Origin of the sequence: Aliarcobacter thereius LMG 24486 (genome assembly GCF_004214815.1) — a bacterium.
In the GTDB taxonomy this organism is placed as follows: Bacteria; Campylobacterota; Campylobacteria; order Campylobacterales; family Arcobacteraceae; genus Aliarcobacter; species Aliarcobacter thereius.
Window position 1 is genome coordinate 104,125 of the sequence record NZ_CP035926.1, and the last position, 26,613, is coordinate 130,737.

A 26,613-nucleotide genomic window follows, 5' to 3' on the forward strand; every position below is an offset into this window, starting at 1 on the left:
TTATTTTTTCATTTCTATAAATAAAATATGTGATTTTGTAATAGGATTAACTTTTAGTTTCTCTTCATCTACAAGTTCCATAGCATCACCAAAATTAAGAGTTTCGCCATTTACTTCTGCACTACCTTCAATTAATACAAAATAAATTTGTCTATCTTTTTTTATATCAAATTCAAAATCTTTATCAAATTCAGCTACATAAATATTTACATCTTGATAGATTTTTATAGGAGCATCTCCATTTTGTGAAGATACAATATTTAGTAGTTTGTTGTCTCTTTCATCTTTTGTAAATTTATGGCTTCCATAAAGCCTTGCTAAGCTTTTTTTTGGAGGAATAATCCAAATTTGTAAAAGTCTTAAATCTTCACTTTCATGTAAATTATGTTCACTATGATAAATACCATCTCCTGCACTTAAATATTGAACTTCTCCTCTTTTTAGGACTTCACTATTTCCCATAGAATCTTTGTGAGTAATCTCTCCATCTACGATATAAGATATTATTTCCATATTTGCATGAGGATGAGTATCAAAACCACTTTTTGGATGAATAATATCATCATTTAAAACTCTTAAAACTCCAAAATTTATATTTTCTGGATTTCTATATTCTGCAAAACTGAAATGAAAACGGCTTTCAAGCCAAGCTAGATTTGATGTTCCCATATTCTCTTTTTTTAGTTTTCTTATCATTTTTTATCCTTTTCATCAAAAATAAAACTCTCCATTGAAATATTTGAATAGAGTATTTCGCTATTAAAAGATTTTCCTTTTTTATTTAAAGCACTTCCAAAGGCTATTAAAAGAGGTATAAAATGTTCAGTTGTTGGATGATTTTGATAAAAATATCTATTTTTATCTATATTTGATAATTCTTTTTCATCACCCAAATTTATAATATTTTTAATTTCATCATTAAATATTTTTGCATAATCTTTTATTTGTGAATTAAAACTCATATCTCTTAGATTATGAGTAATTCCACCAGAAAAAATCAATAATGCTTCATCTTTAAACTCTTTTAATTTTTCACCTAAATCAATAAGTTCTGAGATAGAGTAGGAACTAGGAATACTTAATTGAATTATTGGAATATTTAACTCTTCATAAAGAAGATATAAACTGCTCCAAACTCCATGGTCATAACTTATTCTATTTTCATCAATACTTATATTAATATTTTGTTTTTTAAGTTTTTCTATTAAATTATTTGTTAATTCTTTATTGCTAGATATTTTATATTTAAAATTATAAAGCTCTTTTTCAAAGCCATAAAAATCGTACATAAGTTCATTGGCATTTGGATTGATTACTTTTAAATCAAAACTTAGCCAATGAGCAGATACGATAATTATGTACTTTGGAATATCCAAACTACTTGAAAGTTCTCTAGCACTATTTTTAGTTTGAGAATTGTTTAAAACTATATTTGGTGCACCATGAGATATAAATAGAGTAGGATTCATATTTTAAAATTTAGTTAAAATTATTTAACTAAATCTCCTTCAATATCAATGATTAACTTTACTTGATCACCAACAGCAACTGCTCCTGCTTCTAAAACTTTATTCCAAGTGATTCCAAAATCACTTCTATTGATTGATCCTTTTAAAGAGAATCCAGCTTTTCCTGCAAATGTTCCACCATTTTCAAGAGAAAATTTTACATTTTGTGTTTTACCTTTTATTGTAAGATCACCATAAATTGTATCTTTTTCAACTTTTGTTGATTTAAATGTAATTGTAGGGAAGTTTTTTGCAGCAAAAAAATCATCAGCTTTTAAGTGATTATCTCTTTTTTCATTTGCTGTATCGATAGAAGATACACTTAATTCACCATTTAATGAAAGTAAAGTTCCATTCTTTTCATCAAATTCAAATGTTCCTTTGAAATCATTGAATTTACCAATAACATTTGAAACCATCATATGTTTAACGCTAAAACCTGCATTTGAGTGTGAAGTATCAACTTTATAATTACCTGCAAATAGCGATGAACAAAGTGCTACTGATAATAATCCTAATTTTAAGTTTTTCATTTTTAATCCTTTTTATTTGTTTTGTAAAGTTTATCTAATAAATCGTATAAAGTATCAAGCTCTTTATCATCTAGAATATTCATAAAATCATAAAGATTTTCAGCATGTTTTGGAAAAACTTCTTCAATTATCTCTTCACCACTTTTAGTAATAGATAAAATTGAAGCTCTTGCATCATTTAAATCTTTTTTTGATTCAATAAATCCATCTCTTTTGAGATTTCTTACAACAACAGTTGTGTTTCCAGGTGTGCTTGATGTAAGTTTTGTAATAGAACCAGTATTTAAATCACCTAAATGATATAAAACTTCCAATACTTTAAATTGATTAAATGTTAGATTATTTTTTGATAGATGATTTTCTGTAATATTATTTATCCTATTAAAAACTCTATCTAATCTAACAACTGTTTTCATTGATTTACTTACTCTTGTGTCATATGACTTCATTTTAAACATAATTAAACCTATTTTTTAAGATAAATATTTATATTTTATAGAAATAAAATACTTGGAGAGAATTATATTACTAATTAGTAATAATGTCAATAGTAAATTTAATAAATTTTTTACTTACCAAAATTTAATATTTTTTTAGCTAGAATTTACAGCTTTGATTGAAAGATAAAAATTTATAAGGATAAGAATATGTTATTAACTCCAGGTCCTACACCTGTACCAGAATTTGCAAGAAAAGCAATGAGTGATATTACAATACATCATAGAACAAAAGAGTTTGAAGCTATATTTGAAAAAACTAGAAAACTATTACTTGAAATTTATGATATGAATGAAGTTTTAATTTTGGCTTCAAGTGGTACAGGTGCAATGGAAGCTTGTATTACAAACTTAACAAGAACAAAAGCACTTACAATAAACTCAGGTAAGTTTGGAGAGAGATTTGGAAAGATTTGTAAAGCATTTAATATTGATTATACAGAGTTAAAACAAGAGTGGGATACTCCAGCTTGTGTTGAAGATGTTATAAATGCTGTTAAAAATGATAAAAATATAGATTCACTTTTTATTCAAATTTGTGAAAGTGCTGGTGGATTAAGACATCCAGTTGAAGAAATAGCAAAAGAAGTTAAAAAAATAAATCCAAATATTATGATAATTGCTGATGGAATTACAGCTTTAGGTGTTGAAAAAATTGATACATCAAATATTGATGCATTAATTACAGGAAGCCAAAAAGCATTTATGTTGCCTCCAGGTATTGCTATGATTGGATTATCAAATAAAGCAGTTGTTAAAATTGAAGAGAAACCAGCAGGATACTATTTTAATCTTGCAAGTGAAATTAAAAATCAAAAGAAAAATACAACAGCATATACAGCTGCTACAACTTTGATTATTGGACTTGGAGCAATTTTAGAAAAATTTAAAGAGATTGGATTTGATAATTTATATAAGCAAACAGATAAAAGAGCAAAAGCTACTCAAGAAGCATTAAAAGCTATTGGTTTTAGAATTTATCCAAAAGTTCCAGCAAATGCAATGACAACAGCTTATACAGAGCAATCAAATGAGATTAGAAAACTATTAAAAACAAAATATAATGTTGATATAGCAGGTGGTCAAGATCATTTAGCTGGAAAAATATTTAGAATTAATCATATGGGCTTAGTTGAAGATTTTGAAGCTTCATGGGCTGTAAATGCTACTGAACTTGTACTAGATGAACTAGGAATTAGAACTTTTGATGGAACAGCAAATAGAGTTTTTGCAGAGACATTTTATAAAGGAAATTAATATAAATGGTTTTTGAACACGAGATCCCAAAAGGAAGTAGACTTTATTTCGGAAAGCTTGCTAGAGCTAAAAGAGAGTTAGAAAATCTTGTATGTAATATTTTGTACAAAAATGGTTTTGAAGAGATTTTAACACCAAACTTCTCTTATTCTCAACATCAAGCAATAGCAAATGAAAGAAAATTAATAAAGTTTTCAGATGAAGAGAATGAACAAGTTTCACTAAGAGCTGATTCTACTTTGGATGTTGTGAGAATTATTACAAAAAGATTAGGAAGAGCAACAAACCAAAAAAAATGGTTTTATATACAACCAATATTTTCATATCCTTCAAAAGAAGAGTATCAAATTGGTTGTGAATATATAGAGCATAATAATATTTCAGATATTTTAAATTTGACAGCAGATATTTTAAAAGCTTTAAAAATAGAGCCAATAATGCAAATATCAAATATTATTGTTCCAAAACTAGTAAGTAAAGAGCTAAATATTGATATTGAGATCTTTAAACAAGCAGATATTTCAAAGCTAATAGATTTAAAAATTGATTGGCTTGAAAAACTTTTAAGAGTTCAAGATATTAAATCTTTGGAAGAAGTAATACAGATTGTTCCAAGTAGTATAAAAAATGAACTTCTAAAACTTTTAGAAAAGGCTTTAGAAGTGGATTATAATAATATTATAATAGCACCACTTTATTATGGAAGTTTGAAATATTATAATGATATATATTATAGAGTAATCAAAGATAACCTTGTACTTTGTAGAGGTGGAATGTATGAAGCAGAAGGGATTAGCTCTTTAGGTTTTGCACTATATACAGATAATTTATTAAAAATAATTGAAGGGTAAGAAAGAAATGAAAGCAGATGTAATTGTAGGAATCCAATGGGGAGATGAAGGAAAAGGTAAAATCGTAGATATGCTTGCTCAAAAGTATGATATGGTTTGTAGAAGCCAAGGTGGACACAATGCAGGACATACAATTTGGGTTGATGGAGTAAAATATGTACTTCAATTAATTCCATCAGGAATCTTAAATCCAAAATCAGTAAATGTTATTGGAAACGGAGTTGTTGTATCTCCTGAGAATATATTAAGAGAGATGAGTCAATTTGGTAGTTTAGTAGGAAGATTATATATATCTGATAAAGCTCATCTAAATTTAGCTTTTCATGCACAAATTGATCAAGCAAAAGAGAAACTAAAAGGTGATAAAGCTATTGGAACAACTGGAAAAGGGATTGGACCTACATATGCAGAGAAAGTTAGTAGAACAGGATTTAGAGTAGGTGAACTTTTAAATCCAGCTAAACTTTGTGAAGATATTATAAGTTACTTTGAGCAAAATAGAGCAATCTTTGATATATTACAAATAGCTACACCAGATAAAGAAGCTCTTTTAAATGAATTAAAATCTTATAAAGAAAAACTTTCTTCATATATTGTAAATACAACAAATATGGTTTGGAAAGCACTTGAAGAGAATAAAAGAGTTTTATTAGAAGGTGCACAAGGAACACTTTTAGATATAGACCATGGAACTTATCCATATGTTACATCTTCAAGTACAGTTACAGGTGGAGCTTGTACAGGGCTTGGTTTAAATCCAAAAGATATTGGTGAAGTTATTGGAATTGTAAAAGCATATTGTACAAGAGTTGGAAATGGACCATTCCCAACAGAAGATTTCACACAAGCTGGAATAACAATGGGTGAAGTTGGAAAAGAGTTTGGAGCAATTACAGGAAGAAAAAGAAGATGTGGTTGGTTTGATGCTGTTTCTGTAAGATATGCAAGTAGATTAAATGGTTGTGATAAATTAGCACTTATGAAACTTGATGTTCTTGATGGATTTGAAAAAATTAAAGTGTGTGTATCATATATTCATAATGGAGAGAAAATCAATTATATGCCATCTGATATGGATAATGTAGAAGCAGTTTATGAAGAGATTGATGGTTGGGACAGCGTTGTTGGTATTAGAAAATATGAAGACTTACCAATAAATGCAAAGAAATTTATAGAGAAGATTGAAGAAATTACAAATGTAAAAGTTGGGATAATCTCAACTTCACCTGAACGAGATGATACTATTATAAGGGGCTAAAATGAGATTAAGAGTACACCATACATCTTATATTGCAAGAAGGATTACAAGAGATTTAACAGCTTGTAGCTTTGTTGAAGTAAGAAGAAATAAAGCAAGTATCGAAGAGCAAATAGAGAGAATTTTAGATGAAGATATTGAAAAAGAAGCAGCTTTAAATGAAAAAGTTGAAGAGATTTTAGATAATCAAGAAGATGAAATTGAGTATTTAAATGCTGATAGAAGGCAACTTTTTTGGATGACTAAAAAAAGGCTTGCAAATGATTTTGGAGTAATTCTGAATAATGAAGATAGATTTTCAGATATTGCTCACAAAATTATTGATTTTTTATGGGAGGAGGACTATATTCACTTTACATGTTCGGACAACCAAGTAAAAAATGTTATATTTGGTTCGATGGATGATTTTATAAAAGGGTTTGAAAGAGCAGATAGTGAGGTTTTAAGTAAACTTAAAAACTACAAAAGAAAATTAATTCCTGGGACTGATGACTATGATATGGTTTATCATAGGCTTTACGAAGAGGAGCTAATTAAAAGAGGATTAATCTAATGCAAAAAATTTATATATATTTAGAAAATGGTATTTTTTTAGAAGCGAAATCATTTGGTGCAAGTAAAACTGCTATTGGTAAATTAGTTTATAATAATACAACATTTGGATATGAAGATACAATAACTGATCCATCAAATTCAGGTCTTTTTGTAAACTTTACAACAGTAGAGATAGGAAATAGTGGTATAAATGATGCAGATATGGAAAGTTCAAAAGCACAAGTTGCTGGAGTTATTGCAAGAACATATCATGATAGCTATTCAAATTATAGAGCAGATAAAAGTTTAGCACAATTTTTAAAAGAACAAAATATCCTTGGAATCTGCGAAATTGATACAAGATTTTTAACAAAAGTAGTAAGAGAAGAAGGTTCAATGATGATGATAGCTTCAACAGAAGTTTCATCTAAAGATGAACTGAAAGAACTTTTACAAGAATCAAAAAGTTATAATGAAATTAATTTTATAAGAGAATTATCTACAAAAGAGGCTTATATTCATAAAACAGGGGCTTGGAATAGTCAAACTCAAGAGTATAATAAAGCAAGTATGAGCGATAAAAAAGTTTTAGTAGTAGATTTTGGAGTTAAAAAATCATTTTTAAATGAACTAGTAGAGTCTGGTCTTGAAGTTGAAGTTGTACCATATAATATAAAAAGTGAAGAGATAGTAAAAAGATTTAATGATAAAAATATTGGTGGTGTTGTTTTAAGTTCAGGTGCAGGTAATCCAAATATTTATAAAGAAGAAATAAGTGGAGTTAAGTCATTAATTAGTGCAAATATTCCAATGTTTGCAGTTGGTTTAGGACATTTTATTTTAGCATTAGCAAATGATTTAAAAGTTGAAGAGCTAAAAACAGTGAAATCTGGAAGTCATCCAGTTTTATCAGACAAAAATGTAGATATTTTTTCTATGAATACAGCTTATAAAGTAGAAGTAAATAACAATATTTTTGAAGCTACACATAGTAAGCTATTTAATGATGAAGTAGTTGCATTTAAATATAAAAATAAAAATATTTTAAGTTGTGAATTTACACCTATTTCAGGTTCTAAAATTTATAAAGATTTTTTATCTTTAGTAAAATAAGATAAATTAGTTACTATACAAATGTATAGTAACTAAGGATTAAAGTAAGAATTTATCTATTAATTGCCAAGAACCAGCTGTACAAATACCAGCGAAAACTCCAGCAAGAATATCATCTCCCATTACACCCAATCCACCTTTTACATCTCTGTCGATTTTACCAATAATAGAGGGTTTCCAAATATCAAATAATCTAAAAAATATAAAAGCAAGAGAAGCAGTTATAAGTATATTTTCATTATTTATTCCAGATAGTGAAAGAGCAATCCACATACCAGCTAATTCATCTATAACAATCTCACTACTATCATGAATACCAACTTCTTTTTCATAAATATTAATCTGTTTTACTGCAATAATTGAAATAAGAATTGCCAATAATAATAGAGTTGAAGAGTGTAAAAACTCAAGTAGAGCAAGAGCTAAAATTAAAGATACAAAACTTCCAGCTGTACCAGGAGCTTTTGGACTTAAACCACTAAATCCAACTGTTAAAAAAAATTTTCTAAAATTCATAATTACCTTTTTATTTCTTTTTTTCAATATCTAGTTTTTTTCTTTTTTCCCAAAGAGATTTTCTTGATATTCCTAGCTTTTTAGAAAGCTCTGTATCTGGATATTTATTTTGATAAGTGCTTACTACCATTTTTACATAATCATTTATAGATAAAATTGTATTTGCATCATTTGATACATTTTCATTATTTAAAACTATTTTCTTATAAATAAACTCTTCACTATCTTCAAAAGAAGATATTATTACATTTTTATCTTCAATTTGTTTATTTAGTTGCTCTTTTGAACTCTTTTTTAATAGATGATAATCTGATATATAAAGAATTGTTTTATTATTTAAGTTAGTTATCTTTTTTTGCCATGAGTTTGATGAAAAACTATCAAATTCAATACTCATAGCTAATTTTTTTGCTGTTTCAAATACAATTTTATCAGAAAGTTTTTGGTGATTTGTTTCAATCATAAGTGGAAAAGAGAGTGGCAGAATTATATTATTTGTATCAATATTATTCATAGTAAAATCATAATACTCTTTTAAAACACTAAGCTCTCTTCTCATTGATCTACAATCTTTGTAGTGATAAATTTTTCTTACAAGTTCATCCATTAAAAATGGTTTCATAATATAATCTTTTGCACCATCTTTTATCGGATTTGTTACGGTTTCATCAGATATATAAGATACCATTAGTAAAATTATTGAATTTTGTGCATATTTTTTGATAATTGCTTTACAAATATTACTAGGAATTGTAGTTGATAAAAGAATAATATCGTAATCTTTTGTAATGTTTTCAAGATGAACACTTTCAACAAAATCACAATTATGACCATCATCAAGAAGTCTTGAAACAATTTTCTGGGCTAAATAAACTTCATTTTCTACTATTAATATATTCATTTCTTATTCCATTCATAATATTTTAAATTTACTACACTTTGTACAACAACACCTTCAGCTCTACCAATACTTCCAAGTTTCTCAGAAGTTGAAGCCTTTACATTTATAAATTGTTTAGAAAGTTCTAAAAGATTTGATAAGCTTGATTTTATATCTTGTTTATGTGGAGTTATTTTTGGTTTTTCTGCAATAATTGTGATATCAACATTTACAATTTCATATCCAACATTTTTTATAAATCTTAAAATATATTTTAAAAGTTCTTTTGAGTCAATATTTTTATATTTTGGGTCATTGTCAGGAAAAAACTCTCCAATATCTCCAGCCCCAACAGCTCCTAAAAGAGCATCAATTAAGGAATGTAAAAGTACATCTCCATCACTATGAGCTTTAAATCCATAATCATAAGGTAATTTTACACCACCTAAAAACATATCTTTGCCTTCTTCAAAACTATGAATATCAAAACCAAAACCTACAAAAAAGTTTTTTGAAGGAGGAGTTAAGCAAGGTATTTCATTTAAATCATCAATAAAAGTTAGTTTTTTTGCTCTTATATCACCTTTTACATAAGTGATTTCATAACCTTTGTTTTTTATAGCACTACTTTCATCTGTAAATTCAATATTGCTATTTAATGCATCTTTTAAAATAGAAGTTTGTGATAATTGAGGAGTTTGAATAAGTTTAACTTCATCTCTATTTATACAATTTTTTTCATAAATTACTGTATCGCTTACATCTAAAATAGGAACTACACAAAATGCTTCAGATTTTTTATCTAAAACTCTAAGAAACATATCTTTTGGAATACAAGATCTTGCAACATCGCTTATTAAAACATATTTTGTATCTACAAACTCTAAAGCATTCTTTATAGATTCTTGTCTTGTATCTCCACCTTTAACAAAAATAAAATCATCACTAAAATTTTGCATATATTTTAGCTCATCTTCTTTTGAGACAACAATTGTTTCTGAGAAATCAGAATAAGAACTTAATCTTGAAGTAACATCTAGCCATAAAGGAATATTACCAACTCTTAGCCACTGTTTTTTACAAGAATTATCAAATCTTGTTGAATTTCCTGCACATAAAACGACTAATGTAATCTCTTTCAAGTTCATTTCCTTTGAGTAAAAAAGTTACAAACTGTATCGAAATGTTACTTATAAATTAGTTAATATATCTACTTATGCTACTTTTTATCTCATTTATAGCTTCTAAAAACTGTTCAGTTTCAAAATTGATACTTTTTAATACTTCTACACTTTTTAAAATATCTTCTTCATTTAAAAGTTTTTTAGGATTAGAAATATTATCAATTGCATATAAAACAGTTGAAGGAGTTAAGAATAATGAAGGAGCTTCTTCTAAATTATTTGAGTAAGAAATAGGTAAAATAAGATTATGACTTAATTCAAAAGATTTTAAAATATTAGAAGAGAGAATAGAACTTTTAAATCCTATAAATTTCTCTTCAGCATTTTCAATATTTGTATTAATAGCTTCTTCGAGAAATTGTTCTATCGATCTATTCTTGCTAATAGTCAAAGATATTATTGGTTTTGAGATATTTTTCAAAAAAGCTGGAAGTAAAACTTTACTTCTTAACTTTTTATCAATTTTACTTAACCAATAGTTTGCAAAATAGATAGAAAAAACATTTGAATATAGAAACTCATCTTTTGTAATAGCATAAGCAAAAAGGTTTTTAGGAAATATACTTGAAATTTGAATTGCTGTACATAAAGATGTAATAAACTCCAAGTTTGTTATTTTTATAAGATTTACAATATTTCTTTTATTCTCTTTAAAATCAATAAAATCAAACTTTACAATTTTTAAAAGTTCTTCTTTTAAAGCTAAATCATCATTTATAATATTTAGTAGTTTTTTTGGTTCTTTATATGATGATTTTCTGAAATTATCTAAATCTACAATATTTCTTGGCAATTTTTTACTTTTATCAATAAAATTATTGAAATCTTTAATCATTTTATACTATCCTTTAAATTGAACAAAATTATATGAAATAGTAACTTATAGCTTGTGTAGTTTGATTTAAGACAAAGATTATCCTATTTGAACTATAATTGCAATTACAATTTTAAAAGGATTTAAAATGAGTATAGAAAATATAAAAGAAGCTTTAAAAAGTGTTAAATATCCAGGCTTCTCAAAATCAATTATTGATTTTGGATTTGTAAAAGATATCAAACTTGAAGCAAATGCCTGTAATATTTTATTAGATATTACTTCAACAGCAAAAGAGGTTGAAGATGAATTAAGAAGAGAGATTCCAAAAGTATTATCAGATTTAAATGTAACTTTGACTTTTAATAAACCAAAAGTTGAAGCACAAAAAAGCAATAGTGTAAGTGGAAAAAATATGACTCCACAAATTAAGCATATTGTGATGGTTAGTTCAGGAAAAGGTGGAGTTGGTAAATCAACAACAACTGTAAACTTAGCAATTGCAAGTGCAATGCAAGGTAAAAAAGTAGGTATTCTAGATGCTGATATTTATGGACCAAATATTCCTAGAATGATGGGAGTAAATGGAGTAGAAGTTGAAGTTGTAGGAAATAGAGCAAAACCTTTAAATGCTTATGGTGTGGATATTATGTCTATGGGTATTTTGATGAAAGAGGGCGAAGCTGTTATTTGGAGAGGTGCAATGGTTATGAAAGCTATTCAACAACTATTAACAGATATTTTGTGGGAAGAGTTAGATATATTATATATTGATATGCCACCAGGAACAGGAGATGCACAATTGACTTTAGCACAAAGTGTACCTGTAAGTGCTGGAATAAATGTAACAACTCCACAACATGTAGCTCTTGATGACAGTAGAAGATCTTTAGATATGTTTACAAAACTTCATATTCCAGTAGCTGGAATTGTTGAAAATATGAGTGGATTTATATGTCCATCATGTAATACAGAATCAGATATCTTTGGAAGAGGTACTTGTGATGATTTGGCAAAAGAGTACAATACTCAAGTTTTAGCTCATCTACCAATAGAACCAGCAATTAGACTTGGTGGAGATAGTGGAAAACCAATAGTATATTTTGAACCTGAATCAATAAGTGCAAAAAGATATATGATGGCTGCTGATAAAATAATTTCAATGCTTGATAATCAAGGTGAAATTTCAAATGAGTCTATTCAACCAATTATGCCAGCTGGAGTAAGTGCTTGTTCAACTGAAGGACAAAAAATAAAAGCTGAACATCAAGCAAAACAATCAGGTGGTTGTGGTTCAGGATGTGGTTGCCATTAAATTAATTTAAATAAAAGAGATACTAGATAGTTTCTCTTTTATTATTTATCAAAATTTGAACTCTCTTTTGAAAAATATGATTTAAAAAAATTAAATTTTACTAAACTATTAAAATACTTTTTATTAAGTCTATCTTTATCTAAATAGATATTTACATAATCTTTTTCATAGTTTTGTATTAAAAATGTAGAGTAAATTCCATTATAATCTATCATTAGTTTATCTTCAAAAACAGAGTAAGAATTGATAATATTTACATAATACTTTTCATCTACAATATAAGTAAGAACTTCAAGATTTTTAAACTCTTTTTGTTCAATAAGTTTATAAGAGTTTGCTTTAATTGTATCCATAAATAGTGCTACAAAATATCCTCTAGCAAGACCATTCCATTTACAAGAAGAATCAAGATTTATATATTCTGTAAATATTTTTCCATATTCCTCATCATTACTCAAACTAATAAATGAGAAATTTGCACAAGTATCATAAGTATTTTGTTTTTTAGAAACTGTAAATTCATCTTGCATTAAATTTGATTTTGTTGTACAAGAAATAAACAATAAAGCAAATAATGAAATAATTAATAATCTAAGCATATAAAACTCCTTTTATGAATCCAAATTGTACTATTTATTAATCAACAAGTGGATAAACACCGTTTTCATCATGGTTTTCAGTTCCTTTAATGGGAGGATTAAATACACAAATAAGTCTCATATCTTCACTTCCACCATATAAATTATGTTCATCATTTTTATTTAAAGCATACATAATTCCATCATAAATTTTGTGAATTTTTCCTGTTTTTAAATCTTCTATTTTCCCATTTCCAGCTACACAATAAACAGCTTCAAGATGATTTTTATAGTGAATATGTGTTTTAGTATTTGCTTTAATTATTGTTTCATGAAAAGAAAATCCCATATTATCACTTTTTAAAAGCATTCTTCTGCTTGACCATTGTCCATCTTTTGCAAAAACTTCTTTATCTGTTCCAATAATATCTTTAATATTCCTAACTATCATTAAAACTCCCCTTTAAGATTATTTTCTCTACAAACTATCAATTTATCCACAGCTTTTTCAAATCTAGCTAAGCCCTCTTTTAAAAGTTCTTCTTCAATTAGAAGTGGAGGTAAAAATTTTACAACTTGACTTTCACTTCCACAAGTTTCAATAATAAGTTTTTCTTCAAAAGCATATTTTGAGATATCACTAGCCATTGATTTATCATTTTTTATCTCAAAACCATAAACTAAGCCTCTTCCTCTAACTTCAATATCATAAGAGTTTTTATATTTATTCGCAATTTTTTCTAAACTATCTTTTAGTATTTTCTCTTTATATTTTACTGCTTTGGAGATATTGTCGTTTTTCCAGTAAGTCTCAATTAAAACTTTAGAAGCAACAAAAGCTAAGTTATTTCCTCTAAATGTTCCAGTATGTTCACCTGGTTTCCATTGATCTAAATCAGGTCTAAAAAGTAAAAGAGCCATAGGAAGTCCACCTCCAATTGATTTAGAAAGAGTAATCATATCTGGTTTTATTCCAGCAAATTCAAAAGAAAAGAACTCTCCACTTCTTCCATTTCCTACTTGAATATCATCAATTATTAATAAAATATCAAACTCTTTACAAATAGAATCTAACTCTTGAAGCCACTTTTTTGAAGCTACATTAATTCCACCTTCTCCTTGAATAGTCTCAACTATAACAGCTGCTGGTAAATCAACCCCACTACTACTATCTTCAATGAATTTTCTAAAATATTTTAAAGTATTAGAATCATCAAAATATCCATCAAATGGCATAAAAGTTGCATTTATTCTACTTATATAGCTCTCATCTCTATATTGATTATTTCCTGTAACTGCTAAACTTCCCTGACTAAGCCCGTGGTAACCATTTGTAAAAGCAACTACATTGCTTCTTTTTTTTACTAATCTTGCAAGTTTTAAAGCAGTTTCAACAGCATTTGTTCCTGTTGGTCCTGTAAATTGAACTTTATATTCTAAATTTCTCGTTTTTAATATAGTTGATTCAAAAGATTGCAAGAACTCTTTTTTTGCTTTTGTTGCCATATCAAGACCATGAATAATTCCATCATTTTGTATATATTTTAGCAAAGCATCTGAAACATGTTGGTTATTGTGTCCATAATTTAGTGTACCTGCTCCTGCAAAAAAATCAATATAATCAACTCCTTGTTCATCTGTTAGAATTGAACCTTTTGCTTTTTCAAAAACTGTTGGGAAATTTCTTATATAACCTCTTACCTCGGATTCTAGTTTTTCAAATATTCTCATTTTTTTCTCCTTTTAAATGTATTGTGAATAAAACTTCATCTTCATGTGAATTTAGAAAATCATCTTTTGAAAAGAGTATAGATTTTGTAAGTTCAGAATTATTATTTTTTGCAAATTTCTCAAATATCTTGCTTGAAGCAATATTGTTTGGACTTACAGTTGTGATTAGTTTATTTATTTCTTTTCTAGAAACAATATCTTCTAATAGTTTTAGAGTTAGATTATTCCCTCTAAATTCTTTTTTTGTTGCTATTTGCCAAATAAATAGAGTTTTAGATTCATTTGGAAGATAGTAAGCTAAAACAAGTGATGCTAATTCATCTTTAATAAAAGCAAGACTACAAGAGTCTTGAAAGTGAGTAGATAAAAGTAAATATAGATATTCAGAGTTCAAATCCAAAGTTCTTGACTCTTTTATAATTTTAAATATCTCCTTGGAGTTACTTTTGTCTGGTTTTTTTAAAGTTATATTTACACTCATGATGTTCCTTTTTCACATAAAATATGTAAAAATATTACATAATATATATAATATTTTTACAAGAAGTGTGATTGCTTATAACATTAATAAATAAAAATGAGCTTATATAATTTTATTATTATCTATTTTTAAGATATAGTAATTATGTAAAAGAGAGTTAAATGTATTGTGTTTTTTTAGAAATGTTGAGGAGTTTCAGAATCTTTACTTGAAAGAGTTTCAAACTTTTCATCAATTCGTTTTAAAAATGCAAGTTTATGTTTTTCATCCATATTATCTTCTATCATAGATAAAATATATAAAATTCCATTTGAGTTTATTCTTTTTATTGAGGCTAAATAGTGAACAAAAGCTATCATTTTTATATCATCAATAGAGTATAATCTTTTTACTTTTCTATCTTCATCAAGTGGTAATAGCATTTTTTCTTCATACATTTTTAAAGTTCTTGTTTTGCTATCTAAAAGTTCTGCTATTGAGCTAAGTGGTAAAATATTTTTTTGATTATCTAAAAGTGCCATATTTGTTAAGTAGAAGTGTGGAAATTAACCACACTTATAATATTCTTGAAATAGTTCTTCAACTTTTTCAAGTACAAGCTCTTCATGCCAATTATGTCTTTTGGCAAAAGTTTTAATCTCATAATCTTTCTCTTCTTCTGTACAGAAAAAATATAATTTCTTTACAAATGGCTTTGGAACCGATATTGCAATTTTTTGAAAGAAATTCTCTTTGCAAATAGGTGAGCAAAAAACCTTTGAGATTGGTATTTTTTTAGAGCAGTGCTGACAACTATTCGTCATTAATAACTCCTTATACTAGTTTTGATTTTGTGCATTATAACGAGCAATTATTAAATGCAACTTAGTTGTATAAGAAGTTTTAATCTTTTTTTAAACTTTTCTAGAATTTTTCTCTTCTATTCCTGAAATATTAAATCTTCTTTTTAGCTCTTGTTTTACTCTGTCAGGATCTATATTTAAACTAGCAAGTGCTACTAAAACATGGTAAACAATATCGGCAGCTTCGTAGATTGATTCATTTTCATTTTTATCTTTTATCGCAAAACAAAACTCTCCAGATTCTTCAACTATTTTCTTAAGCATAGAGTTAGTGTCTCCCTTTAAAAGCTTTGCTGTATAAGACTTAGTGCTATCTTCATTTTTCCTATTTTGGATAGTATGGTAAAGAGAATCAATAACTCCATAATTTGTATCAACTTTTATTTCAGAAATAACTTTATCTGTTTTAATATTTTGGAAAAAGCAAGATTCTCTTCCTGTATGACAAGCAACACCTTTTTGATTAACTTTAAATAATAAAGTATCATTATCACAATCTAAAAAAATATCTACAATCTCTTGAGTATGATTTGAGCTTTCACCTTTTTTCCAAATTCTTTGTTTACTTCTACTAAAATAGTGTGCAAAACCAGTTTCCAAACTTAATTTTAAAGCATCTTTGTTTGTGTATGCAAGCATTAAAACTTCATTTGATTTATTGTCTTGAGTTATAACAGGGATTAAATTATTCATCTTTTCCCAGTCGATTCTTTCTAAAATTTCCATTAGTTTATACCTTTAAATTCTGTTTGTACATCAAATTTAAACTTATCAATAGTTTGTTCTTCTTTATTTACATCAACATCAACACTTAAATCAAAAGCACTTTTCTTTTCTTCTCTTTTTTTTACTGGTTTTGATGGAAAGTCTTTTTCATATCTTTGAGCATCAGAGTAGTCAATATGAGGAGTTAGATCAATAATTGTATTTTCTGTACAAAGAGAAAAAGAGGCTAGTGTTAAAAAACATATAAGCACTCTTTTCATTTATTCCTCTTTTATTATTTATTATTTAAAACAGTATCTCTATTTTTATCTTTTGTATCTACCCAAATATTTGGTGTAGAACCACCAGGAGTTAAGAATATTTTTGCATCTTTATTTTCTCTTAGAGCATCGTTAAATCTTCCTTGAACTTCAATTTGTTGCATTTGAAGTAAATGAGGAGTTAAGCTTTGAGAAATTAATTTATTTGCTTTAGCTTGAGCTTGAGCTTCAATAGTTACAGCATCAGCTTTACCTTGAGCTTCAATTCTTTTTGCTTCAGCTTCTCCACTTGCAAGTGCTGCTCTTTTTTCAGCTTCTTGTTTTGCTCTTAAAACTTCATATCTTACTCTTTCAGATTCTTGATTTGCAATTTGAACTTTCTCAATTTGCTCTTTAATCTTTTCTGGTAAAACAATCTCTTTTAATTGAACAGACTCAACAATAACTGCATTTTTTGATCTTTCTGTTACTTTTTCTTTGATTAGTCTATCAAGACTTTCAGCTACATCATTTCTTTTCATTGGTAAAACTTCTGCATTATATCCACCAAGAACACTTCTTGAAACTTCTCCAACAACTTGATTTACAATCTTATCTTCCCAAGAAGGTCCCCAAGTTGCTATTGTTTCAGGTACACCATTTGCAATAATATTATACTGAACAGTTAATTCAATAGAAATTGGTAATCCTCTTGAATCTAGAACATTTATTGCTGGATTATTTTTAATACTTTGATCAAAAGAACCTATGTTTTGTGTACTCATATATGTAAGTAATCTTACTTTTGTATCAACTACAATTACTTTTTGAATAACTGGAATATAGAAATGGAAACCTGGATTTAAAGGCTCTTTATCGTATTTACCAGTTGTTGCTTTAATACCAACTTGTCCAGATTCAATAATAACAAATGGTTTAAATAAGAATAAAGCACCAATTATGATAATTACAAGATATAGTAATCCTGCTTTTTTTCCTAAATTCTTAAAAAACTCAGGAGTTTCAAATGGTGGTTGAAAGTTTCCTCCATTTGAATTTTTATTGTTATTATTCCCTTGCTGTCGGTTTTTAAAATAGTCGTTATCTATTGGCATATCTTTCCTTAATAAATTTTTTAATTATACTAATAAAAATTAGTTAATATATGTTAAATACTTTATGTATTTTGGGTTTTTACCACATACAGCATCAAAATATGCATTTTGAATCTTTTCTGTAATAGGACCTCTACTTCCAGACCCAATAACTCTTGCATCAACTTCTCTAATCGGAGTAATTTCAGCAGCTGTTCCTGTGAAAAATGCTTCATCTGCTACATAGATCTCTTCTCTAGTTATTCTTCTTCTAATAACTTCAATTCCCATATCAAGTGCTAAATCAATAGCAGTTGCTTGAGTAATTGATTCTAAAGAGTTATCATTTGGTGGAGAGATTAACTTTCCATTTTTAACAATGAAAAAACAAGCACCACTTGCTTCAGCGATATATCCTTGGTCATCTCTTAATAAAGCTTCATCATATCCAGCTTCAACAGCTTCAAACTTTGCCATTTGAGAATTCATATAGTTTGCAACAGATTTTGCTTTTCCCATTCCTGAAGTATTTGGAGTTCTTGTAAATGAAGAAATTTTAACTCTTACACCTTTTTTTAAACCTTCCTCTCCAAGATATGCTCCCCATTCCCAAGCAGAAATTGATACTTTTACAGGAGCATCTTTATGATAAAGACCCATCACACCATAACCTAAATAAACAAGTGGTCTTATATATGCACCGTTTGTAAGTTCATTTTTTTGTAATAATTCTACTTGTGCTTTGTTTAATTCTTCAAGAGAAAATGGAACATCCATTAAAGTCATTTTTGAAGAGTTTAAAAGCCTTTGTGTGTGCTCGTTTAATTTAAATATTGCACATCTTCCATCAACAGTTTTATAAGCTTTTGTTCCTTCAATAGCTCCATTTCCATAATGTAAAGTATGAGATAGTACATGTACTTTTGCTTCATGCCAAGGAGTAAATTCTCCATCCATCCATATATATTTAGCTTCGTTCATTTTCTTTTCCTAAAGATTTGAATTTTTTAAGTCTATAATCTTAGCTAAAAGCAAATTAAACTAAGTTCTAAGAAGAAACAATGTAATATTAATTTTTAAAAAACATATGGGAAAATGATGATAAAAAATTGTATTTTTATTCTTTTTGTACTTTTCTTTTCAGCTTGTTCATTAAAATTTGATGGTTCTTTTTGGAAAAGTCCAAATGATGATATGAAAAATGAAATTAATCATATTATTAAACTTATGAAAGAGAATGATTTAGAGAACTTAAATAAGAGATATCTAAATAAAGATTTTGGATTTTATCAAGTAAGATATAATAAAGAAAAAAGTCTTATTATAGAAAAAAGTGATTTCTTAGATGAGATTGATAGATTTGTAAAACCTTTTGATATACAAAGTAAAGAGGTACAATTTAATTGTAGTTATGATTTAGATTTAAATTATGGCTGGAATGAAGAGGGAGTTTTTGTACTAAGAAAAGATATTAAATATCTAAAAAACTATGAAGTAAATAAAAAAGAAGAACAAAAGTTCATAAAACATATTATAAATAACTCTTATGAAGTTGTTACTCTTTCACAAATGATTTTTTATATCACAAAATATGAAGATAAAATATATATAGTTTTAATAGACAATGCAAGAACAGATTGTAGAAAGTAGATTTTAAGATAGATAAAAAGAGAAAAGATGTTAAAAAAAATTGAAGAGTTAATAAAAAAACAAGTCTTAATTATTGATGGAGCAATGGGAACACAGCTTCAAGCAAGAGAGATAAAAAATGAATATTGGCAATTTGAAGGCAATGATTTAGAAGGCTGTAATGAACTACTAAATCTAACAGCTCCACATATTTTGGAAGAGATTTATGAAAATTATGCAAAAGCAGGTGCAAATTTTATATCTACAAACACTTTTGGAAGTATGCCTTGGGTTTTAGATGAGTATGAAATTGGTCATATGTCTTATGAATTATCAAAATTAGCAGCTATTCAAGCAAAAAAAGCTATTTCAAAATATGATACAAAAGAGAGTCCAAAATTTGTATTAGCTTCTGTTGGACCAGGTACAAAACTTCCATCACTTGGACATATTACTTATGATTATATGTATGATGGTTATAAAATAATGGCTCAAGGTTTAGCTGATGGTGGAACAGATGTTTTTTTACTTGAAACTTGTCAAGATCCACTTCAAATAAAAGCAGCTTTACATGCATTAAATGATGTTGCACCACAAATTCCTATTATGGTTTCAGTAACTATTGAATTAAATGGAACAATGCTAATAGGAACAGATGCACAAGCAATAGCTGCTATCTTAAAACCTTTTAATATTTTATCTTTAGGATTTAACTGTGGAACAGGACCTGTTCAAGTTGAGAAGCATATAAAAGCACTTAGTGAAGTTTCAAGATTTCCTATTTCAGTTCATGCAAATGCAGGGCTTCCACAAAATAGAGGTGGAAAAAGTTTTTATCCAATGGGACCTGAAGAGTTTACAAGTTTACAAAAAAGTTTTTTAGAGATAAATGGAGTTGCATTTTTAGGTGGATGTTGTGGAACAACACCTGAGCATATAAAGCAATTAAGTGAAGCTGTAAATGATATTGTTCCAAAATCTCCTAATGGATTTTTAAAAGCATCATTGGCATCTTTATTTAATATTGTTCCATTAAAACAAGAACCAGCACCACTTTTAATTGGTGAAAGAAGTAATGCAACAGGAAGTAAAGCTTTTAGAGAACTTTTAAAGGCAAACGATTATGAAGGAACCTTAAGTGTTGCACAGCAACAAGTACGAGCTGGAGCTCATGTTATTGATGTGAGTGTTGGATTTGCTGGGCGTGATGAAAGAGAAGATATGGATAAAGTTGTTGCTTTATATTCTCAAAAAATTTCACTTCCACTGATGCCTGATTCAACTCAAATAAAAGCTCTAGAATCTGCTTTAAAACAAATTGGTGGAAGATGTATTATAAACTCAGTAAATCTTGAAGATGGTGAAGAGAAGTTTGATGAGGTTTGTAAACTAGCAAAGAAATTTGGTGCAGCTCTTGTATGTTTGGTTATTGATGAAATTGGAATGGCAAAATCAAAAGAGAGAAAACTTGAAGTTGCAGAGAGAATTTTTGATTTATGTGTAAATAGACATGGTTTTGATCCTGCTGATTTAGTATTTGATATGCTTACATTTACTATTGGTAGTGGAGATGAAGAGTACAGAACAGCTGGAATAGAAACAATGGAAGCAATAAGAGAGTTTCAAATAAGACATCCAGAAGCTGGAACAACACTTGGATTATCAAATATATCTTTTGGACTTGCTCAAAATGCAAGAATTTATCTAAACTCTATCTATCTTGATCATTGTGTAAAAGCAGGACTTACAAGTGCTATTGTAAATGTAAAACATATTATTCCTCTAAATAAAATAAGCGATGAAGATAAAAAAGCTTGTGATGATTTAATATTTAATAATCAAAAAGATGGTGATCCACTATTTAAATTTATTGAGCATTTTTCAAATGTTGAAGATAAAGCAGAGCAAAGTGATGAAGAGTATCAAAATTTAAGTCCAGAAGAAAAAGTAAAGAAATTACTTTTAGATGGAGACAAAGAAAGAATGATACCTTTAGTTCTTGAACTAAAAGATTTGATGGCTCCTGAAATTATTGTAAATGAGTGGTTGATTGATGGAATGAAAGTAATAGGAGAGCTATTTGGAAGTGGACAGATGCAACTTCCATTTGTTCTTCAAAGTGCAGAAACTATGAAAACAACTGTTGATGCTTTAAATCCATATTTGCCAAAACAAGAAAAAGCAAGTGAAACAACTATGGTGATTGGTACAGTTAAAGGAGATGTTCATGATGTTGGTAAAAACTTAGTTGATATTATTTTAAGTAATAATGGATTTAAGATTATAAACATAGGAATTAAAGCTGATTTATCAAAATTTATAGAAGCTGCAAAAGAGCATAATGCAGATGCAATTGGAATGAGTGGATTACTTGTAAAAAGTACAGCTGTTATGAAAGAAAATCTTGAAGAGATGCAAAAACTTGGACTTAAAATTCCTGTTATGCTTGGTGGAGCTGCTCTTACAAAAAGCTTTGTAGATGATTATTGTAGAACAATTTATGATGGACCAATATTTTATTGTAGAGATGCCTTTGATGGTGTTATAGCTATGCAAAGAGTAGAAAAAGGTGGAGAACTTGATACAAAAATGGCTTCTGATTTAATTGAAAGAATTGATACAAGTGATAAAGTAGAGAAAGAAGTAGTAGAAATTCCTCCATATGAGGAGATTTCTATGCCAGAAAGAACATTTATTGTTCCACCATATTGGCACAGAGTTGCAAAAACAGGTGATGAACTTGATAAAGAGCTTATTTTTTCTTGGATAAATCATAGAGTATTATTTAGGCAAAGATGGGGATATAAAAGAGGAAAACAGACTCCTGAAGTATTTATGAAATATGAAAGAGAAGTTGTAGAACCAACTTATGAAGCTATAAAAGAAGAGTTAATTAGTAAAAAAGTATTTGATCCAATAGCTATTCATAGCTATTTCCCTTGTATTGCAAAAGATAATAAACTATATATTTTTGATAAAAAATATAGTTATAACAATCTTGAAGAGGCAAAAAATGTTCCAGCTTTAAGTGAAGCTATAAAAGTGATGGAGTTTCCAAGGCAAAGAAGAAAACCTTTTAGATGTATTGCTGACTTTTTTGCAAATGATAGATTAGATGTTATAGGATTTACACTTGCAAGTGCAGGACTTAAAATAAGTGATTATGAAAGAGAATTTTATGATAAAGGTGAGTTTACAAAATATTATCAAATTCATGGTGTTGGAGTTGAATTAGCAGAAGCTTTAGCTGAGGTTTTACACAAACAAATAAGACTTGATTGGAATATAGTTCCAAATGAAGGTCATAAAATAAGTGATGTTCAGATGAAACAATATGTAGGATGTAGATATTCTCCAGGTTATGCAGCTTGTCCAGAACTTAGTCAAAGTAGAGATATTTTTGATTTATTAAATCCAGAAGAGTTTGGAATTGAAATAAGTGAGACTTTTCAAATGCATCCAGAACAAACAACTTGTGCAATTGTTGTCCACAACAAAGAAGCAAATTATTATAATGTATAAAAAGAAGTGAGATAAATTCACTTCTTTTATATTATGCCTTTAAGCTATATTTTCCTGAACCAATAAACATAATTGCAATAGAACCTAAAAGGTAGATTAAAGCTAGTTCAATCACAGGACCACCTGATTTACTTAAAGCAAAAATTTCATGGCTATGAGCTAAAAATATAGCAGCAACCATAGTAAGAGCAAGAAACAGAGCAGAAGTTCTTACAAAAATTCCTAAAACAATCATAAGTGGAAATAAAACTTCACCTAAATAAACACCATAAGCAAAGAATTCTGGAAAACCAGCTTTTGTAGTTAGAAATTTAATACCATCAATTCCACCAATTATCTTTGCCCAACCGTGAAATAGCATAAGACCACCAATAGTTAATCTTAAAATTAGTTTTCCAAGATCAGAACTTAAACCTGATAATTTACTTTCAATACATTTCATTCTATTCCTTTATATTTTTTTGTGATTGTACCTTGAAAATTATTATCAACAGATTAGGAGTTTTTAACTCTAATTTTAATAAAGTAAGATAAAATACAAAATTAATTTTTAGGAAAAGATATGAGAGAAAAAAGCATTTTGACTATGATTTTAGATTTTGTTTATTCAAAGTCTAAACAGCCAGTACTTTTAAAAGACTTATTAGTTGCTTCAATACAGCATAGCAATGGACTTGAAGCAGATAGTACAAGATTAGGTTTTAGATTAAAACTTACAAGAGCTTATTTTGTTTATATAGCTTTAGTTTTATCTTTTTTAGTGCCATTATCTTTGCTTACTCATAAACCTTTAGCAAATATTGACCCACATATTTCTATTTTAGGAGCTATGATAATAACAGCTTTAATTTTTATGGGTTTTAATTATTTTATAGATTTTCTAAAAACAAGTATGACAAAGCAAAGTATTCAAAAAGCATGGAGTTTACATTTTCCATATTTTTCATATAAAGAGTACTCTTCAAAGATAAACTCTATTTTTCAACAAGCTTTAAAAGAAGAAGTACCAAAAAGGGATTTACAAAAATATATTTTGGATAGAGTTTCAACTCTTTAATCATAAAGGGCTTTTAGCTCTTTATTTACAACTTGTTTCCACTCCATATTTACAACTTTTCCCATACTATTTTGTTCTTTTTTAAATCCTAGAGATATTTTTTTATTTAAAGCTCTATCTTGATATATTTTAAAACCAGCTTCATACATTGATAATCTAATAGGAGTTGCAATGGCATAAGTTGTGATAATACAATCTTTTTTAGATATTTTATAAATATCTTCAAAATACTCTTTTGTCCAAAGTTCATAATTTACTTCACTTGAAAAAGCATCTTGATAAACTATATCAAAAAAGTTGTTTGGAAAAGTTTTTAAAACTTCTCTTGCATCACCTATAAAAAGCTCTATCTTTATTTTTTCATCTTCATATTTTTGATTAAGTGATAGTTCATTTATAATATTTCTAAATTTTTCAAACTCTTTTGGATATGAGAAGTTTTGTAAAGATTTTATTAAATCAAAATCAAGCTCTGGAGAGTAGATATTTATTTTTATATCAAGATTATTTTCTAAGATATAAAAAATAGTTGCAAAACTATTGTAACCCAAACCAAAACAGATATCTAAAATATTTAGTTCTTTTTTATTTTGATGATATAAAAAAGCTGGAAAAATATGCTTATGTAAAGCTTCGTTTATAGCACCATCTTTCGTATTGTGAAAGTGTTGATTATATTTTTTTGAATATAGAGTATTTGAGCCATCTTCTGTAGATACTAAAATATTTTGACTATTTTCCAAATAGATAATCCATTTGGAAAATTGAGATATTTATCATTTTAGTTTCCTAAACTTGCTAACTTTTCATCACTTAAAAATAACTTTTCATTTGACATAATGCCAATTTTTGTATTTAAAATATCATTTGCAATCTCTTTTGCTTCATCAAGTGAGTGCATTTCACAAGTTCCACATTGAAAAATATTTAACTCTGGAATATCATCTTGAGTTTTTACATTTAAAACATCTTTCATAGCATTTTCCCAAGCTAGAGCAACTGTTTGTTCTTTTGGTTCTCCAATTAAACTCATATAAAATCCAGTTCTACAACCCATTGGAGAAACATCAATTATCTCAACAGATGAAGAGTTTAAATGATTTCTAATAAATCCAGCAAATAGATGCTCTAAAGTGTGAGTTCCTTTTTCACTCATCATTTTTTCATTTGGTTTATAAAATCTTAAATCAAAAACAGTGATAATATCTCCTTTTGGAGTTTGCATAGTTTTTGCAACTCTCACAGCAGGTGAAGGCATAATTGTGTGATCAACTCTAAAACTATCTAATAGTGGCATTTTATATCCTTTTTTCTTATATATTTTTTTAAAATTTTGAAAAATTATAGCCAAAGAAATGTAAAGTGCTATTAAATCACAATTTAGAACTTTTTGACTAAGATTAATCAAAAATTATCTAAAAGAGAGTTTTCTATGGAATTAGTTTATTTGTGGGTTGAAAAGTATAAAAATATACATAAGCAGGGGTTTAGTTTTTCGCCTAGGTTTAGATGTGAATATGATGAAGAGAAAAATGAATTAACAATAAATGAAAATAAAGATTATATCAGTATTTTTCCTGATAATATAAATATTACTGCTATTGTTGGGGAGAATGGGAGTGGAAAAAGTAGTATAATAGAAGATGTTTTAAGTCAAACTTCTAATCATATTATAATGTACATAGATGAAAATCAATTTTATATTTCATCTAGAAAAGAAATTGAATGTAAAGTAAAATATATTAAAAGTAAATTAATAAATCGCATATCCCTAAGTTCTGATGTAATAAAAACTGCAAATGTAATTGACTTTCGTAGTTTTTGTGATATTGGAACATCTAATTCAAATCTTTATATTAAAGATTGTTTACAAGGTAAAAATTTTGAAATACTAAATTTAGGTAAATTACAGCAAAACATCTATAAAAAAATTTTTCAAATTTTCAAAGAAAAAATTAATTTAAAATTTAATTTCACTCCAACTAGGGTTATATTGAGTTTTAAAGATGAAAATATAAAAGAATTCTCAGAAGATAAAAAAATATTTTTTAAAAAACTAAAAGATAATCATAGGAACGAAGGTTCTATTAAAGGAAATGGTTATGAAATAAAAGATTTTATAAATAATTACTTAAATAACAATAAAGACATTTTTTTTGAACTACTTAAAGATGAAGTAATAAGTGTGATGTTATATGATGAATTAGAGAGAAATATTTTCCATTTAAGTAATGGAGAAAGAAAACAATTTATTGACATGATTCTAGTATATGAAAAATTAAAAGAAAGAAATACAAATTGTTTAATATTGTTAGATGAACCAGACTTAGGTATTCATCCATATTGGCAAAAAAAGTATGTTAAAGAATTGATAAATATATTTTCTAATTTTGGTAAAAAACTTCATTTTATTATAACTTCTCATTCCCCATTCATTCTTTAAGACCTACCAAA

General features: G+C 27.5%; 31 protein-coding genes. 10 read left to right on the forward strand and 21 right to left on the reverse strand.

All coding sequences use genetic code 11. The features are described from left to right. The 4 genes from ATH_RS00530 to ATH_RS00545 are packed head-to-tail and all read right to left on the reverse strand — an operon-like array spanning position 1 to position 2,499. Positions 1-696 (reverse strand): pirin family protein, encoded by a 696-nt coding sequence (locus tag ATH_RS00530; RefSeq protein ID WP_066182282.1) that lies wholly within the window; start codon positions 694-696, stop codon positions 1-3. Beyond that, on the reverse strand, positions 693-1,469 hold the full coding sequence (locus tag ATH_RS00535) for a DODA-type extradiol aromatic ring-opening family dioxygenase (RefSeq protein WP_066182284.1): 777 nt from the start codon (positions 1,467-1,469) through the stop codon (positions 693-695). Before ATH_RS00535 ends, ATH_RS00530 begins: the two co-directional genes overlap by 4 nt. Positions 1,470-1,489: 20 nt before the next feature. After that, entirely contained in the window at positions 1,490-2,041 is a 552-nt protein-coding gene (locus tag ATH_RS00540) for a YceI family protein (protein ID WP_066182286.1), read from the reverse strand. A 2-nt stretch (positions 2,042-2,043) separates the two neighbouring features. Next, on the reverse strand, positions 2,044-2,499 hold the full coding sequence (locus ATH_RS00545; RefSeq protein WP_066182289.1) for a MarR family winged helix-turn-helix transcriptional regulator: 456 nt from the start codon (positions 2,497-2,499) through the stop codon (positions 2,044-2,046). Positions 2,500-2,688: 189 nt separating this feature from the next. Between ATH_RS00545 and ATH_RS00550 the strand changes: the two genes are divergently transcribed. From ATH_RS00550 to ATH_RS00570, 5 genes are read left to right on the forward strand one after another with little or no spacing between them, the layout of a single operon-like run. Beyond that, positions 2,689-3,795 (forward strand): pyridoxal-phosphate-dependent aminotransferase family protein, encoded by a 1,107-nt coding sequence (locus ATH_RS00550; RefSeq protein WP_066182293.1) that lies wholly within the window; start codon positions 2,689-2,691, stop codon positions 3,793-3,795. 5 nt (positions 3,796-3,800) lie between these two features. Next, a complete protein-coding gene (locus tag ATH_RS00555) occupies positions 3,801-4,646 on the forward strand; it encodes an ATP phosphoribosyltransferase regulatory subunit (RefSeq protein ID WP_066182296.1) in 846 nt (281 codons plus the stop codon). A 7-nt stretch (positions 4,647-4,653) separates the two neighbouring features. Next, entirely contained in the window at positions 4,654-5,904 is a 1,251-nt protein-coding gene (locus ATH_RS00560) for an adenylosuccinate synthase (RefSeq protein ID WP_066182299.1), read from the forward strand. 1 nt (position 5,905) lies between these two features. Further along, the gene (locus ATH_RS00565) at positions 5,906-6,457 is read left to right on the forward strand and encodes a DUF507 family protein (protein ID WP_066185302.1); all 552 of its coding nucleotides are present in this window, start codon (positions 5,906-5,908) and stop codon (positions 6,455-6,457) included. Then, the gene (locus tag ATH_RS00570; RefSeq protein WP_066185301.1) at positions 6,457-7,551 is read left to right on the forward strand and encodes a carbamoyl phosphate synthase small subunit; all 1,095 of its coding nucleotides are present in this window, start codon (positions 6,457-6,459) and stop codon (positions 7,549-7,551) included. The genes ATH_RS00565 and ATH_RS00570 overlap by 1 nt, the downstream gene beginning before the upstream one ends. A 39-nt stretch (positions 7,552-7,590) precedes the next feature. On the opposite strand, the gene ATH_RS00575 is transcribed toward ATH_RS00570, so the two are convergent. The 4 genes from ATH_RS00575 to ATH_RS00590 are packed head-to-tail and all read right to left on the reverse strand — an operon-like array spanning position 7,591 to position 10,966. Then, positions 7,591-8,067 carry a phosphatidylglycerophosphatase A family protein gene (locus ATH_RS00575; protein ID WP_066183247.1) on the reverse strand — a complete coding sequence of 159 codons (477 nt, stop codon included), beginning with the start codon at positions 8,065-8,067 and terminating at the stop codon, positions 7,591-7,593. A gap of 10 nt (positions 8,068-8,077) precedes the next feature. Next, positions 8,078-8,968: a DNA-binding transcriptional response regulator gene (locus ATH_RS00580; RefSeq protein ID WP_066185300.1), complete on the reverse strand. Its 891-nt coding sequence runs from the start codon at positions 8,966-8,968 to the stop codon at positions 8,078-8,080. Next, positions 8,965-10,089, reverse strand: a complete 1,125-nt coding sequence (locus ATH_RS00585; RefSeq protein WP_066182314.1) for a bifunctional 2-C-methyl-D-erythritol 4-phosphate cytidylyltransferase/2-C-methyl-D-erythritol 2,4-cyclodiphosphate synthase — start codon at positions 10,087-10,089, stop codon at positions 8,965-8,967. Before ATH_RS00585 ends, ATH_RS00580 begins: the two co-directional genes overlap by 4 nt. A gap of 55 nt (positions 10,090-10,144) precedes the next feature. After that, the gene (locus ATH_RS00590; protein WP_066182317.1) at positions 10,145-10,966 is read right to left on the reverse strand and encodes an HDOD domain-containing protein; all 822 of its coding nucleotides are present in this window, start codon (positions 10,964-10,966) and stop codon (positions 10,145-10,147) included. 127 nt (positions 10,967-11,093) lie between these two features. Between ATH_RS00590 and ATH_RS00595 the strand changes: the two genes are divergently transcribed. Beyond that, positions 11,094-12,260, forward strand: coding sequence for an Mrp/NBP35 family ATP-binding protein (locus tag ATH_RS00595; RefSeq protein ID WP_066182319.1), 1,167 nt, complete (start codon positions 11,094-11,096; stop codon positions 12,258-12,260). Between the two features lie 41 nt (positions 12,261-12,301). On the opposite strand, the gene ATH_RS00600 is transcribed toward ATH_RS00595, so the two are convergent. The 10 genes from ATH_RS00600 to ATH_RS00645 all read right to left on the reverse strand — a co-directional run bounded on the left by ATH_RS00600 (position 12,302) and on the right by ATH_RS00645 (position 18,932). Continuing rightward, positions 12,302-12,859 carry a hypothetical protein gene (locus ATH_RS00600; protein ID WP_066182321.1) on the reverse strand — a complete coding sequence of 186 codons (558 nt, stop codon included), beginning with the start codon at positions 12,857-12,859 and terminating at the stop codon, positions 12,302-12,304. Positions 12,860-12,896: 37 nt separating this feature from the next. Beyond that, on the reverse strand, positions 12,897-13,289 hold the full coding sequence (locus tag ATH_RS00605; protein WP_066182323.1) for an ectoine synthase: 393 nt from the start codon (positions 13,287-13,289) through the stop codon (positions 12,897-12,899). After that, the gene (gene ectB / locus ATH_RS00610; protein WP_066182326.1) at positions 13,289-14,569 is read right to left on the reverse strand and encodes a diaminobutyrate--2-oxoglutarate transaminase; all 1,281 of its coding nucleotides are present in this window, start codon (positions 14,567-14,569) and stop codon (positions 13,289-13,291) included. The genes ATH_RS00605 and ectB overlap by 1 nt, the downstream gene beginning before the upstream one ends. Then, positions 14,556-15,050: a diaminobutyrate acetyltransferase gene (gene ectA / locus ATH_RS00615; RefSeq protein WP_066182329.1), complete on the reverse strand. Its 495-nt coding sequence runs from the start codon at positions 15,048-15,050 to the stop codon at positions 14,556-14,558. The genes ectB and ectA overlap by 14 nt, the downstream gene beginning before the upstream one ends. A gap of 176 nt (positions 15,051-15,226) precedes the next feature. Continuing rightward, a complete protein-coding gene (locus tag ATH_RS00620; RefSeq protein WP_066182332.1) occupies positions 15,227-15,571 on the reverse strand; it encodes a MerR family transcriptional regulator in 345 nt (114 codons plus the stop codon). Positions 15,572-15,595: 24 nt separating this feature from the next. Continuing rightward, positions 15,596-15,853, reverse strand: a complete 258-nt coding sequence (locus ATH_RS00625; RefSeq protein ID WP_066170498.1) for a hypothetical protein — start codon at positions 15,851-15,853, stop codon at positions 15,596-15,598. Positions 15,854-15,943: 90 nt separating this feature from the next. After that, the gene (hisIE, locus tag ATH_RS00630; RefSeq protein WP_066182334.1) at positions 15,944-16,618 is read right to left on the reverse strand and encodes a bifunctional phosphoribosyl-AMP cyclohydrolase/phosphoribosyl-ATP diphosphatase HisIE; all 675 of its coding nucleotides are present in this window, start codon (positions 16,616-16,618) and stop codon (positions 15,944-15,946) included. Then, a complete protein-coding gene (locus ATH_RS00635; protein ID WP_066182337.1) occupies positions 16,618-16,878 on the reverse strand; it encodes a hypothetical protein in 261 nt (86 codons plus the stop codon). The genes hisIE and ATH_RS00635 overlap by 1 nt, the downstream gene beginning before the upstream one ends. Positions 16,879-16,892: 14 nt before the next feature. Then, positions 16,893-17,972 (reverse strand): SPFH domain-containing protein, encoded by a 1,080-nt coding sequence (locus tag ATH_RS00640; RefSeq protein WP_066182340.1) that lies wholly within the window; start codon positions 17,970-17,972, stop codon positions 16,893-16,895. A 39-nt stretch (positions 17,973-18,011) separates the two neighbouring features. Next, complete coding sequence (locus ATH_RS00645) at positions 18,012-18,932, reverse strand: branched-chain amino acid transaminase (RefSeq protein WP_066182347.1); 921 nt, start codon at positions 18,930-18,932, stop codon at positions 18,012-18,014. A gap of 117 nt (positions 18,933-19,049) precedes the next feature. Between ATH_RS00645 and ATH_RS00650 the strand changes: the two genes are divergently transcribed. After that, positions 19,050-19,601 (forward strand): hypothetical protein, encoded by a 552-nt coding sequence (locus ATH_RS00650; RefSeq protein WP_066182349.1) that lies wholly within the window; start codon positions 19,050-19,052, stop codon positions 19,599-19,601. Positions 19,602-19,628: 27 nt separating this feature from the next. Further along, positions 19,629-23,102, forward strand: coding sequence for a methionine synthase (metH, locus tag ATH_RS00655; protein WP_066182351.1), 3,474 nt, complete (start codon positions 19,629-19,631; stop codon positions 23,100-23,102). Positions 23,103-23,133: 31 nt separating this feature from the next. Here the strand turns inward: metH and ATH_RS00660 are convergent, their stop codons facing one another. Further along, on the reverse strand, positions 23,134-23,544 hold the full coding sequence (locus tag ATH_RS00660) for a DoxX family protein (RefSeq protein WP_066182354.1): 411 nt from the start codon (positions 23,542-23,544) through the stop codon (positions 23,134-23,136). 120 nt (positions 23,545-23,664) lie between these two features. Between ATH_RS00660 and ATH_RS00665 the strand changes: the two genes are divergently transcribed. Then, positions 23,665-24,159, forward strand: a complete 495-nt coding sequence (locus ATH_RS00665; RefSeq protein WP_066182356.1) for a hypothetical protein — start codon at positions 23,665-23,667, stop codon at positions 24,157-24,159. Here the strand turns inward: ATH_RS00665 and ATH_RS00670 are convergent. Together ATH_RS00670 and luxS are read right to left on the reverse strand one after the other, a co-directional pair. Then, complete coding sequence (locus ATH_RS00670) at positions 24,156-24,902, reverse strand: tRNA (5-methylaminomethyl-2-thiouridine)(34)-methyltransferase MnmD (protein WP_066182359.1); 747 nt, start codon at positions 24,900-24,902, stop codon at positions 24,156-24,158. The genes ATH_RS00665 and ATH_RS00670 overlap by 4 nt on opposite strands. A gap of 38 nt (positions 24,903-24,940) precedes the next feature. Next, positions 24,941-25,456 (reverse strand): S-ribosylhomocysteine lyase, encoded by a 516-nt coding sequence (gene luxS / locus ATH_RS00675; RefSeq protein WP_066183252.1) that lies wholly within the window; start codon positions 25,454-25,456, stop codon positions 24,941-24,943. Between the two features lie 135 nt (positions 25,457-25,591). Here luxS and ATH_RS00680 point away from each other — a divergent pair, with 135 nt between their 5' ends. Further along, complete coding sequence (locus ATH_RS00680) at positions 25,592-26,602, forward strand: AAA family ATPase (RefSeq protein WP_066185293.1); 1,011 nt, start codon at positions 25,592-25,594, stop codon at positions 26,600-26,602. Positions 26,603-26,613 lie beyond the last annotated feature (11 nt).